Source organism: Erysipelatoclostridium sp. An173 (genome assembly GCF_963931465.1).
Taxonomy (GTDB): domain Bacteria; phylum Bacillota_I; class Bacilli_A; order Erysipelotrichales; family Coprobacillaceae; genus Thomasclavelia; species Thomasclavelia merdavium.
Genome location: NZ_OZ007017.1, coordinates 2,042,776 through 2,056,222 on the forward strand (window position 1 = coordinate 2,042,776; position 13,447 = coordinate 2,056,222).

12 protein-coding genes are annotated in these 13,447 nt (G+C 30.8%); 1 reads left to right on the forward strand and 11 read right to left on the reverse strand.

Annotated features, from left to right (window positions below; translation table 11 throughout):
* Window positions 1–189 precede the first annotated feature (189 nt).
* Window positions 190–1,536 (forward strand): ATP-binding protein, encoded by a 1,347-nt coding sequence (locus ABGT36_RS10225; protein WP_346677840.1) that lies wholly within the window; start codon window positions 190–192, stop codon window positions 1,534–1,536.
* Between the two features lie 229 nt (window positions 1,537–1,765).
* On the opposite strand, the gene ABGT36_RS10230 is transcribed toward ABGT36_RS10225, so the two are convergent.
* The 11 genes from ABGT36_RS10230 to ABGT36_RS10280 all read right to left on the reverse strand — a co-directional run bounded on the left by ABGT36_RS10230 (window position 1,766) and on the right by ABGT36_RS10280 (window position 13,097).
* The gene (locus ABGT36_RS10230; protein ID WP_087299403.1) at window positions 1,766–2,464 is read right to left on the reverse strand and encodes a response regulator; all 699 of its coding nucleotides are present in this window, start codon (window positions 2,462–2,464) and stop codon (window positions 1,766–1,768) included.
* A complete protein-coding gene (locus ABGT36_RS10235) occupies window positions 2,457–4,376 on the reverse strand; it encodes a DUF4118 domain-containing protein (protein WP_346677841.1) in 1,920 nt (639 codons plus the stop codon). The genes ABGT36_RS10230 and ABGT36_RS10235 overlap by 8 nt, the downstream gene beginning before the upstream one ends.
* A 40-nt stretch (window positions 4,377–4,416) precedes the next feature.
* Window positions 4,417–5,061, reverse strand: a complete 645-nt coding sequence (locus tag ABGT36_RS10240) for a TrkA family potassium uptake protein (protein ID WP_087370813.1) — start codon at window positions 5,059–5,061, stop codon at window positions 4,417–4,419.
* A 12-nt stretch (window positions 5,062–5,073) separates the two neighbouring features.
* Window positions 5,074–6,393, reverse strand: a complete 1,320-nt coding sequence (locus ABGT36_RS10245; RefSeq protein WP_239406386.1) for a TrkH family potassium uptake protein — start codon at window positions 6,391–6,393, stop codon at window positions 5,074–5,076.
* Between the two features lie 343 nt (window positions 6,394–6,736).
* Window positions 6,737–7,504 (reverse strand): tryptophan synthase subunit alpha, encoded by a 768-nt coding sequence (trpA, locus tag ABGT36_RS10250; RefSeq protein WP_087299397.1) that lies wholly within the window; start codon window positions 7,502–7,504, stop codon window positions 6,737–6,739.
* Window positions 7,497–8,681, reverse strand: a complete 1,185-nt coding sequence (gene trpB / locus ABGT36_RS10255) for a tryptophan synthase subunit beta (protein ID WP_087299395.1) — start codon at window positions 8,679–8,681, stop codon at window positions 7,497–7,499. The genes trpA and trpB overlap by 8 nt, the downstream gene beginning before the upstream one ends.
* Window positions 8,668–9,264 carry a phosphoribosylanthranilate isomerase gene (locus ABGT36_RS10260; RefSeq protein WP_346677843.1) on the reverse strand — a complete coding sequence of 199 codons (597 nt, stop codon included), beginning with the start codon at window positions 9,262–9,264 and terminating at the stop codon, window positions 8,668–8,670. The genes trpB and ABGT36_RS10260 overlap by 14 nt, the downstream gene beginning before the upstream one ends.
* Window positions 9,254–10,051 (reverse strand): indole-3-glycerol phosphate synthase TrpC, encoded by a 798-nt coding sequence (gene trpC / locus ABGT36_RS10265; RefSeq protein WP_087299391.1) that lies wholly within the window; start codon window positions 10,049–10,051, stop codon window positions 9,254–9,256. Before trpC ends, ABGT36_RS10260 begins: the two co-directional genes overlap by 11 nt.
* 13 nt (window positions 10,052–10,064) lie before the next feature.
* Window positions 10,065–11,072 carry an anthranilate phosphoribosyltransferase gene (gene trpD / locus ABGT36_RS10270; RefSeq protein ID WP_087370803.1) on the reverse strand — a complete coding sequence of 336 codons (1,008 nt, stop codon included), beginning with the start codon at window positions 11,070–11,072 and terminating at the stop codon, window positions 10,065–10,067.
* Complete coding sequence (locus tag ABGT36_RS10275; RefSeq protein ID WP_087299387.1) at window positions 11,069–11,638, reverse strand: aminodeoxychorismate/anthranilate synthase component II; 570 nt, start codon at window positions 11,636–11,638, stop codon at window positions 11,069–11,071. The genes trpD and ABGT36_RS10275 overlap by 4 nt, the downstream gene beginning before the upstream one ends.
* A gap of 1 nt (window position 11,639) precedes the next feature.
* Entirely contained in the window at window positions 11,640–13,097 is a 1,458-nt protein-coding gene (locus ABGT36_RS10280; RefSeq protein ID WP_346677844.1) for an anthranilate synthase component I family protein, read from the reverse strand.
* Window positions 13,098–13,447: the final 350 nt, after the last annotated feature.

The window sequence follows — 13,447 nt, forward strand, 5'->3', positions numbered from 1 at the left end:
TTCAATATTTATATAAATACATTTCTTGACTAAAATATTAAAAATTGGAAAAATGTGTAGAATAATCTATAAAATTATAGAAAAATGTGAAAATAACACTTTAAACATAAAGAAAAATGTGTTTAATAAAACTATAATCTTTTGGAATTTTGTGATAAGATAAATTTGTAACAAACAAGAGGTGATAATATGGAGCGATTAAGACGTAAAGTTGATAAGATTCTAGAAAATTGGAAAAAAACAGATAATAGATATCCTTTAATCATAAAAGGTGCTAGGCAAATAGGTAAAACTGAAGCTATAGAACATTTTGCTAAAAATCATTATAAATCAATTATTGAAATCAATTTTGTTCTTCAAAAACAATATAAAACTATATTTGATGATGGTTTTGATGTAGATACGATAATAAGAAATATTTCTCTTATTAATCCTGAATTTCAATTCATCGAAAACGAAACATTGTTTTTCTTTGACGAAATACAAGACTGCATCAACTGTGCGACAAGCTTAAAATCTTTTCAAATAGATGGACGATATGATGTTATTTGTTCTGGTTCACTGATGGGAATTAATTATCAAGAAATAGAATCAAACAGTGTTGGATATAAACAAGACTATGAAATGTATTCCTTAGATTTTGAAGAATATTTATGGGCAAAAGGTTATAAAGATGAGCAGATTGAAAGTTTCTATAAAAAAATGCTGAATATTCAACCATTATCAACATTAGAATATAATATTCTTCTAGATAATTTTAGAGAATACATGGTATTAGGCGGCATGCCAAAAGTTGTTTTTACTTTTGTGACCCAAAAAAATTATAGTGGGACGCTTCAATTACAAAAACAATTATTATTAGATTATGAAGAAGATATTACTAAATATGCAGGCGGCCTAAACAAAGGAAGAATCCTAGATATATACAGAAAAATCCCTATATTTTTAGGTAGTGACAACAAAAAATTTAAAATCTCTAAGATAAAGAAAAATGCTAGAAATAGAGATTATGTAGGAGTTGTAGATTGGCTATCCAATGCGGGTATCGTAAATGTTTGTTATTGCATGGGACTTCCAGAACTGCCATTAAAAGGAAACTACAATCCCGACAATTATAAATTATACTTTGGCGATACAGGATTATTGATTGGATCCCTCGATGAAGAAGTTCAAGAAGATCTTCGTTACAATAAAAACTTTAATACCTATAAAGGGGCAATATATGAAAATATCATATCAGAAATTCTTGTTAAACAGGGATATAAGCTTTATTTTTATAAAAATGAAAAAAGTACCATTGAGATGGATTTCATGATACGAGATAGAAACTCTCTTATTCCTGTCGAAGTAAAAGCAAATGATCAAGCTACAACATCACTTAATAAATTAATTAAAGACCAGAAATATTCAGATATTCATTACGGAATCAAGTTTGCTAACAAAAATATTGGATTTAATGATTATTTCTATACTTTTCCTTATTTTTTAGCATTATTTTTAAAAAGATTCTTAAGAGATAAAAATAATATTAAATAAAAAATTAAAAAACAAATATCATCAAAATGATTAAATTGTCAAGCAAAAAACAACTATACTCCTGCGAAGAAAATCACAAATATAAATATCTATCTAAAATATAATGGTACTATGAATAAAAAAACGTCCGACTGATATACTTATTATTTTCACCTAAATCAATTTTCAATCAGATAACGAAAAACGCCAAAATGGCGTTTTTTATATGATATTAAAAATAATATACTTATTATTCAATTCTAAGCATTCGATATCCTACCCCAACATGAGTCTGGATATATTTTGGCTTAGCAGGATTAGCTTCAATTTTTTTCCGAAGTGTTGCCATAAATACTCGCAAGGAAGCAACATCACTTTCCAAAGTATTTCCCCATATTTCTTTAGTAATAAAAGTATGAGTCAATACTTTTCCAACATTTTTAGAAAGCAAGCATAATAACTTATATTCAATTGGTGTTAAATGCAGTTCTTTATCTTTTAAATAAGCACAGCCACTAGCATAATCAATTCTTAAATCACCATTAACAAACTCACTGCTTTCAACTGGCTGATTTTGATTATAACTTAGTCGTCTTAAAACAACTCTTAATCGCGCCAATAGTTCCTCAACTGAAAATGGTTTGGTTAAATAATCATCAGCTCCTGCATCTAGCGCTTCAATTTTATCATGATCTTCACTACGAGCACTAATTACGATGATTGGCATATTAGTCCAGGTTCTTACTTTTTTAATTATTTCTACTCCATCAATATCAGGCAAACCTAAATCTAATAACATAATATCAGGTTTTTTTGAAGCAGTTTCAATAATCGCTTGTTTCCCTGTTTGGGAAGTATGATATTTGTAATCATGAGTTTCTAATGTTGTAACAATTAGATTTCTTACTGCATTATCATCTTCAACAACTAAAATTACTGGTTTATTCATGAATTTCAACCTCCTCAATTGGTAACGTAAAACTAAAGATAGTTCCTTTTGGATGATTGTCAGTTACTGTAATAGTTCCATTATGGGCAGTAATAATTGTTTTACACAGGGCTAGACCTAGTCCTAAACCACGTCTAGCATCACTTGTATTATGTTTTACCGTATAGAACATTTCAAATAGTTTTTCTTTATCACTGTCACTAATTCCCGGTCCATTATCACGAATCTGAATTTCAACAAAATGATCTTTTTTTATCGCTTCAATTTCAATCGTCGATCCAACCGGTGTATATTTAATCGCATTATCAATAATATTAATAATTACCTGAATTATTAATCTAGCATCAATTTTAGCTAATATAAATTCATCGTTATTAATAAATACTAGATGATGCTGTTCAATTCTTCGACTAATATGATTTAATGCTTCATTAATAACTTCTTCAATCAATTCAGTTTCTAAATGTAAACTAACGGTACTATCTTCTAATCTGGTTACACTTAAAAGATTTTCAACTAGATTGATCAACCATAATGAATCATCATAAATCACTTCATAAAGCTGCTGCTTTTTTTCATCATCAAGATTTTTAGATTCATTTATTAAAACACTGGCATTACCAGAAATACTAGTTAACGGTGTTCTTAAATCATGAGAAATTGAACGTAATAAATTGGCTCGTAATCGCTCATTTTTAGCTTCAATTGCAGCTTCTTCACGTTTTTTATTAAATAATTCTTTTTCTAAAGCCTGAGCGCACTCACCTACTATTGATAAAACAAGATTGTTTTCAAAAGCATCAATGATCTTATCATTTAATACAATAATAATAACACCATATATATCATTAGCACTAACTATTGGTAAATAATAGTTATCATCCTGATATGCTTTTTTACTATGATATACATCTAAAACGTTTTTACAAACCTGCTTATCATTAGTAACATCAATATTATCATTTCCATAATTTTCATATTCAATTTGATTATCTTGATTAACCTGACAAATAATTACTGGCATTTCTAATAATTTAATTATTTGTTTAGCCGTTGTCTGTTTAATCCCAGCAATACTTTTTTCTTTTTGTAATAAACGATTAGTTTCTAATAAAACTTTGGTTCTATAAGCATATTGCGCTGATTGTTTAGCCTGCTTTTTAATTCTAATCGCTAGAGTACTAGTAATAAAAGCAGCAATAAGCATAATTGCAAAAGTAACCGGATAACCAGAACCATAAGCTGCAAAAGTAAAGCGGGGATTAGTAAACATAAAATTAAAAATCAAAACACTTAAAATTGATGATACTAAACTAAATATTCGATTAGAAGTTGACACAGCAATGATCAAAACTCCTAAAATATAAATAGTAATAGTATTAGCTTCACTAAAACCTAACCAGTGAAATAACATTCCAATTGCTGTTGCTAGTAAAAGAACTAGAATTGAAATTAAAAAGTCACTAGTTTTATAAATAAATTCTTTTTTCTTTTTATTACTTTTTTTTGATTCACCGCTTTGGTGATAAACAACATTGACATCTAAATCACATAATGTTTCTAATATTTGTTTATCTAAAGCATTATATGAGATTCGCCATTTTTTTCTTTGACTATAACCAATAAATACTTTAGTAACTTGTGAATTATGACAAAATTCATTAATTTGATAAACAATATCTTCACCAAATGCCGTTTCGATATTAGCCCCTAATTGTCTAGCTAAAGCAATATTAGCCTGCAATTGTTCACGATCTTCTTTACTTATTTTTGAATTATCAGGCGTTTCAACAAATAAAGCAGTAAATACTGCTTTATTATCTCTAGCGACAGCTGCGGCCATTTTTATCACATCACGATTATATATCGATGGTGATAAACAAATTAAAACATGTTCTTGTTGTACATCCATAAATTAACCCCTTTATGGTTAATATTATAACACATTTTTACTAGCGCGTAATTTCTTTAATTGATTTTGCTGTTCCCATAACAATTAGTGTTTCATCTGGTTTAAAAACATGAGTTGGTTGCGGCAATGGATAAATCTTACCATCTTTTTTAGTTGCTAAAATACTAACATGATAGCGAGTTCGAACTGCTTTTTCAACGATTGTTTTACCTAGCCAGCTGTTTGGAATCCTAATTTCATAAATTGCAATATCAGAAGATAATTCCACATAATCAAAAATATTTTTAGAACCATATTTGATTGCAATTCGTTCAGCAATCTCTTTTTCAGCATAAACAACATAATCAGCACCATTACGTAATAATAACTTACGATGAACTTCACGATTAGCACGTGCAATAACAAACTGAGCTCCATAATCTTTTAATAATACTGTAATTTCTAATGCTGTTTGGAAATTATCACCAATTGCTACAACACAAATATCAAAATTATTAACACCTAAAGATTCTATAAAATCTTCATTAGTTGCATCACCTATTTGAATTTCATTTACAATATTAACTGCATTATCAGCTCTTGTTTCATCCTTTTCAATCGCTAATACTGCATTACCTTCATCAATAAACTTTCTTGATAAATGACGTCCAAAACGTCCTAATCCAATTACTAAAACTGATTTCATAATTCCTCCATATTATCCTATTTGAATTTTTTCGGCTGGTGCTTTGGCAATTGGTAAAGTTCGATTAGAAGCAAAAGCAAGTAAAAAAGTTACCGAACCAACGCGACCAATAATCATCAATATTGCTAATAGTATCTGTGAAAAAGCACTTAACTGCGTAGTTATTCCAACTGTTAATCCAACTGTTGCCATTGCTGAAACACTTTCAAACAATGCGGAAACAAATGGAACATTGTCAATTTGACAAATAATCAAACCAACTGTTACTGTAAAAACTAAATATGCCATTAATACACAGCTAGCAGTTCTAATTATTTCATCACCAATGCGACGATGAAATACTTCGACTGCTTTTCTTTGTTTAAATAAATTAAAGATATTAACTAATAATACTGCAATAGTTGTTGTTTTGATCCCACCTGCAGTTGATCCAGATGAACCACCGATAAACATTAAAATTACTAAAATCATTTGTGTACTTTCTCTAATTTTTGATAAATCAATACTATTAAATCCAGCTGTACGAGCGGTAACTGACTGGAACATTGATTCTAATACTGTTGCATTTCCTTGTTCACACAAATAAATAACAAAAGTTCCACCAAAAATCAAAATTAAAGTAACAGTAATTACTAATTTAGTATGCAAGCGCATTTTTTTAAAGTTAAAGTGACTATCAACAATATCACGCCATACTAAAAAACCTAAACCACCAATTACAATTAATGACATAATAATCAAATTTACATACCAGCTATCTTGATACGAAATAAGTGAATTAAAGGGTTCAATAGTTCCCATAAGATCAAATCCAGCATTACAAAATGCCGAAATACTATGGAAAATTGAAAACCAGATTCCTTTTAAAAATCCAAATCGTGGGCAAAATACTAATGATAATAAAAAAGCCCCAATTGCTTCAATTATAAAAGTGCCCCAAATAATGAATTTAGTTATTTTAACTATCCCACCAACTTGTGGTGAAGAAATAGAATTTTGCATGATTGAACGTGAAATAATTCCGATTTTCTTTTTTGCTAAAGTTAAAATATAAATACATAAGGTCATAAAACCAATCCCACCAATTTGTATCAATGAAATAATTACAAACTGACCAAACCAGCTCCAATGACTATAAGTATCTACTCTAATCAAACCAGTAACACAAGTTGCTGAAGTAGCCGTAAAAAAAGATGTCAAAACTGAAATTTCTTTACCTTCCTTTAAAGAAACTGGTAAACTAAGTAAAACTGTTCCAATAAAAATAATTAAACAAAAACCTAAAAATATTATCTTCATCGGTGAATAACTATGCAACAGCTTTTCTGTCAATTTCTCCTTAATAAGACATCCCCCCTATTATCCTTATTCTTTATAACTAATATACTTGATTAATTATAAATATAAAATAAAGATTATCTGGTTAATATTAAGATTGTATAAAGATGAAAAAATTTTTATATAATCTTAATTCTTCAACTAAATACCTAACATCATTTTTATACTTTTTTTGCTATTTTATAAGTAGAAATAGAGGTGTTATATATGGAAAATGTTGCTCTTATTGGATTATTGGTGTTAATTTTTAGTGGTGGTTATTTCTTATTTAAATTTTCAAAGTTTTAAAAAAGCTAATTAACAGGTCTTCCCTGTTAATTAGCCTAATAATAACTTATTATAATACACTAGTTAGTGAACTTACATAATCATGCAAAGGTTGATGGGCATGATTTTTGTTTTCTTTAATAATATTAACAATAGCACTACCAACAATAATACCATCAACAAACTGGCTAAAATATTCAACTTGTTCTACATTATTTATCCCAAATCCCAGTGCTATTGGCGTATCGGTTACTGTTTTAATAGTTTCTACAATTCCAGCAATATCACCATCAATTCTTTTACGCATACCAGTTACTCCCATTGAAGAAACCAGATAAATAAATCCTTTAGCCTGACTGGCAATCTGGATCGTTCTTTTTTTAGATGTTGGTGCAATCATGGAAATAAAATCAACATCATATTTATAACATACCTCAGTAACTTCCTTACTTTCTTCAAAAGGACAATCAGGAATGATAATTCCATCAACACCGACTTCCTGACATTTTTTAAAGAATTTTTCATAACCATAATGAAAAACAGGATTTAAATAAGTCATTAGACAAATTGGAATATTAGAACTTTTACGAACTTCTAAGACAATTTCAAAAACCTGATCAGTTGTCATTTTCTTAGATAAAGCACGAATATTAGCTTCCTGAATGACTGGACCTTCAGCAATTGGATCACTAAAAGGAATCCCAATTTCAATTAACGAAGCCCCAGCTTTTTCCATTTCTAAAATATATTCTATCGTCGCTTCTTTACTTGGATCACCTGCAGTGATAAAAGGAATAAAAGCCTTTTTATTATTAAAAGCATTTTTAATTCTATTCATGAAGATCCACCCCCCGGTATCTAGCAATCGCAGCAACATCTTTATCACCACGACCTGACAAACAGATAATTACAACGTCATCTTTTTTCATTGTTGGTACTAATTTGCGAGCATAGGCAACAGCATGAGCACTTTCAATTGCACAGATAATTCCTTCAGTTTTAGCTAAATATTCAAATGCTGCTACCGCTTCATCATCAGTTACTGGAATATATTGAGCCCGACCAATATCATGAAGATAAGCATGTTCTGGACCAATACCAGGATAATCAAGTCCCGCTGAAATTGAATATACTGGGGCAATCTGACCATATTCATCCTGACAAAAATATGATTTCATGCCATGGAATACGCCTAAAGTCCCTGTTGCAATCGTTGCCGCATTAAAAGCTGTATCTACACCTTTACCAGCTGCTTCTAAGCCAATTAACTGAACATCTTTATCATTTATAAAATTATAAAACATCCCCATAGCATTGCTGCCACCACCAACACAGGCCATGACTGCAGTTGGCAGTTTACCTTCGTATTCTAAAATCTGCTCTCTTGCTTCTTTAGAAATAACACTTTGAAAATCTCTAACGATCATTGGAAATGGGTGTGGTCCCATAACTGAACCTAAAACATATAAAGTATCATCGATTCTTTTAGTCCATTCCCGCATAGTTTCGTTTACAGCATCTTTTAAAGTCATTGTGCCAGTAGTAACACTATGAACCTTAGCTCCTAAAAGTTCCATTCGATAAACATTTAAGGCTTGTCGATCTGTATCTTCTTTACCCATAAAGATTTCACATTCTAACCCAAGTAATGCAGCAGCAGTCGCTGTAGCTACGCCATGCTGACCTGCTCCTGTTTCTGCTATTACTCGTTTTTTTCCCATTTTTTTAGCCATTAATACTTGACCTAAAACATTGTTTATTTTATGGGAACCGGTATGATTTAAATCTTCTCTTTTTAAATATACCTTAGCCCCTCCTAAATCTTCGGTCATTTTTTTAGCATAATATAATAATGAAGGTCTATTAGCATATTCTTTTAATAATCGATCTAATTCTTGATTAAATTCAGGGTCGTTTTTGTAATATTCATATGCTTTTTCAACATTATGAATTTCATTCATTAATGTTTCTGGAATATATTGCCCCCCGTGAATTCCATATCTACCTGCTGTCATTTTTAATTCTCCTTACTATTTCTTTTATTTTGTTTGGATCTTTAATACCGTTAGTTTCTACCCCAGAACTAACATCAATAGCATAAGCATTAATTTTAATGGCATCGTCAAGATTACCTGAATTAATTCCACCTGCTAAAAAGAACGGTTTATCTAATTTTTTAATTAATGACCAGTCAAAAGTTTTACCACTACCACTAATAACGCTATCTAGTAAATAATAATCTACGGGAAAACTAATTGTTCTTAAATCCGTTTCTGGTGTCATTTTAATAGCTTTAATTATTGGTACATTTATTTTAGCTTTCAACTGTTTAATATAATCAATACCTTCATCACCATGTAATTGTACTAAATCAATAATTTGATCATTTACTAATTTAACGATTTCATCGATTGAAGCATCGACAAATACCCCAACTGTCTTAATTCTTTTATCTAACTTACTAGACATTACCTTAGCCTGATCATAACTTACTTGTCGTTTACTTTTAGCAAAGACAAAACCAATATAATCAGGTAAGATTTCATTTACATAATCAATATCCCCATTTTGAAATAGACCGCAGATCTTAATTTTCATTTGGCTGACGAAGCCCTTGAAGAATTTCAAAAGTCTTCCGTTTATCATGAGAACGCATCAATATTTCTCCAACTAAAACAGCATCAACTTTATTTTCTTCCATCAACTTAATATCATCATAAGTTGTAATGCCGCTTTCAGAAACAAAAATTACATCCTCAGGTACCATTGAACGAAGTTCAACACTGTTATTTAAATCCACTTCAAAATTTCTTAAATCACGATTATTAACCCCAATTATTTTAGCACCAACTCGAAGCGCTTTTTTAATTTGCATTGAACTATGAGCTTCAACTAAACCACTCATTCCTAATTGTTCCGCTAGATTTAAACAACGCATTAACGTAATTTCATCTAATACACTACAAATTAATAAAACAGCATCAGCTCCTAATAATTTAGCTTCATAAATCATGTATTCGTCGATTACAAAATCTTTTCTTAAGACTGGTATTTTTACGATTTTTTTAATTTCTGCTAAGAAATCATCATCCCCTTTAAAGAAATCCGGTTCTGTAACAACAGAAATAGCTGCTGCTCCAATATCTTCATATTCTTTAGCAATCGTTTTATAATCAAAGTTTTGAGTAATAACCCCTTTTGATGGTGATGCTCGTTTAACTTCCATAATATAAGATAAACCTGGTTTTCTTAACGCTTTTTCAAATGGAAAGTCATTATATATTGGTTTTGCAAAAGCTAGTTTTGCTAATTTATCAATTGAATTTCTCTTTTTATTTTCTTCTACCCGTTCTTTTGTTTTTTCAATAATATCATCAATAATCATACTTTAACTCCTTCTACATATTAGTTTCCTTTATGAACTCCTCTAGTTTAGTTAAAGCTTTCCCTTCATCAATTAACTGTGTAGCCAAGTCAATTCCCTCTTGCATTGTTTCAGTCCTTCCGGCAATATAAATCGCTGCTCCAGCATTCAATAATACTGCATCACGTTTTGGTCCTTTAACACCACGTAAAATATCACGAGTGATTTTAGCATTAAACTCAGGACTACCGCCAATTAGATCTTCTTTTTGACAGCGAGTCATCCCAAATTGCTCTGGTGTTATTGTATAGCTAATATAGCTGCCATCTTTTACTTCACAAACAGTAGTTGGTGCCGATAATGAAATCTCATCTAAACCATCTTGTCCATAGACAACCATTGCTCTTTTTACCCCTAAATTTGATAAAACCTCAGCTAATGGTTCGACTAACGCTTCTTCATATACGCCCATTACCTGCATATTAGCACCAGCAGGATTAGTTAATGGTCCTAAAATATTAAAGACCGTTCTAATTCCTAGCTCGCGCCTTACCGGTGCTACATATTTCATAGCAATATGATAATTTTGAGCAAATAAGAAACATATGTTAATCTTGTTTAATATTGTAGCACTTTTTTGAGGAGATACATCAATTTTTATTCCTAAAGATTCTAAAACATCAGCTGCCCCACATTTAGAACTTGCAGCACGATTACCATGTTTAGCTACTTTAACGCCACTAGCTGCTATTACGATTGATGAAGTCGTCGAAATATTAAATGAATTTGAACCATCACCGCCTGTTCCTACGATTTCTAAAACATCTTCATCGTTTAATAATTTAATACAATGTTCTCTCATCCCCGCAGCACTACCAGTTATTTCTTCTATTGTTTCCCCTTTTAAACTTAATGCTGTTAAATAACTGCTCATTTGCACATCACTAGCTTGACCATCCATAATTTCATTCATACAAGCTCTAGCCTCACTAGCTGTTAGATCCTGTTTTTTAGCTAATTTTAAAATCGCTTCTTTAATCATTTTATTACCCCCAAAAAATTTTCAATTATCTTTTTGCCATCACTTGTTAGTATTGATTCAGGATGAAACTGTAATCCATATACTGGATAATCACGATGTTTAACAGCCATAATTTCACCATCATCACTAATAGCCAAAATTTTCAATTCACTAGCTATCGTTTCTTTTGCTACTACAAGTGAATGATAACGAGCTACTGAAAATGGTTGAATAATCCCCTTGAATAATTTATCATCAACTGTTTTTATCAAAGAACTTTTACCATGCATTAACTTTTTAGCATACGTTATCTTACCATTAAATACCTCACATAAAGCCTGATGACCTAAACAAATACCTAAAAGTGGTTTTTTATCATAAAAATATCTAATCACATCTTCAATTACTCCAGCATCTTTAGGTCGACCCGGTCCTGGTGAAATTACAATTGCTGCTGGATTTAAAGCAGTAATTTGTTCTACTGTCATTTCATCATTACGAATAACTTTAATATCATCAGTGATTGAACCAATTAACTGGTATAAGTTATAAGCAAAACTATCATAATTATCAATTAATAAAATCATCTTAAATTCCTCCATCAGCTTCATAAATGGCATTGATCACTGCTTTAGCTTTATTTAAACACTCTTGATATTCATTAACTGGGATACTATCATGAACAATTCCGGCTCCCGAGCAAACATAAATATCTTCACCTTTTTTATAAGCAATTCTAATTGCAATACAAGTATCTAAATTACCAGTAAAATCAATATATCCAATTGCACCACCATAAATACCACGACGAGACTTTTCTAACTCATTTATAATTTGACAAGCCCTGATTTTAGGAGCACCTGATAATGTCCCAGCTGGTAGCATTGCTCCAATTACATCAATAGCATCTTTATTTTCTAATGCCTTAGCAACTACTGTTGAACCAATGTGCATAACATGAGAAAACTTCAAGATTTCTAAATATTTTTCTACTTTAACACTATTAAATTCACCAACCCTTCCTAAATCATTACGCCCTAAATCTACTAGCATATTGTGTTCTGCTAATTCTTTTGGATCAGCTAATAATTCTTTTTCTAGTTTTTGATCTTCATTTTCATCTTGTCCCCGTCTTCGTGTTCCAGCTAAGGGATAAGTATATAAATTCCCATCTTCCATTTTAACTAACGTTTCTGGCGAAGCTCCTGCAATTTCCTGGCTTGGACTTGAAAAGTAAAACATATAAGGCGATGGGTTAGTTGTTCTTAAAACTCGATAGCTATCAAACAAACTCCCGGTAGCTTTAGCTTTCAATCTATTTGCTAGAACTACTTGAAAAATATCACCTTCTTTAATGTAATCTTTAGCTTTTTTTACCATATTGCAATATTGTTCTTTGGTAAATAACGCTTTAAAATCACTTGTTAAACGCAATGGTTCAATTTCAGCTTTGCTGCCATTAAAAATCAATTCTTCCAATCGCTCTATTTTATCAACCGCTTTTTGATAACCAGTCCTTAGATCATTACAATTAGCATTTGCAATTAAAATTATCTTTTGACGATAGTTATCAAAACAAATCACTTGATCAAATAACATTAAATCAACATCATTAAAACCATCACTTTCTACCATTAAATTTAATGTCGATTCATTATATTTAAAATAATCATATGCAAAATACCCTACTAAACCACCAGTAAATGCTGGTAACTTAGGTATTTTAGGACTTTTATATTTTTTTAAGATCTGTTTAATATAATCTTGCGGATGCTTAGTTTTATAAATCTGACCATCTATTGTTACAACATTATTTAAACAGGTAATTTCACTTATGGGCTCAAACCCCAAAAAGGTATAGCGGCTCCATCGTTTTGTATCATCCACACTTTCTAACATGAAGCAATGCTCACTATAGTTTTTTAAAATTCGCATTACTTCAATTGGAGTAATTCCATCTCCATAGATTTCTTTACTAACTGGAACAATGTCATAATCCCCATTAGCAATAATTTGTTTAGCTTGTTTTAATGTTGGATAATACATAAAATTTTTCCTCCTTGATAAATAAAAAACCGTCCCGACAGAAAATAATTCTGTCAAGGACGGATAATAAACTACACTTATTCCGCGGTGCCACCTTGCTTCACGATACACTCGTGCCCTTACTAGATGCTATCACATCTATGACTACTTACGTAAGTCTTACGTCAAAGAATACTCAGCCTCAGCTTTTCACTTTGCCCTCCGTGGTCCATTTAATAGGCTGCGTTCTGCTTGCTTCCACCATCCAAGCTCTCTATAAGTGCACGATCTATTTTTATCTCCACTTCAACGGTTTTCTTGTTTATTATGATATACTGGATAATTATAACTGTCAATAAAATATTTACATT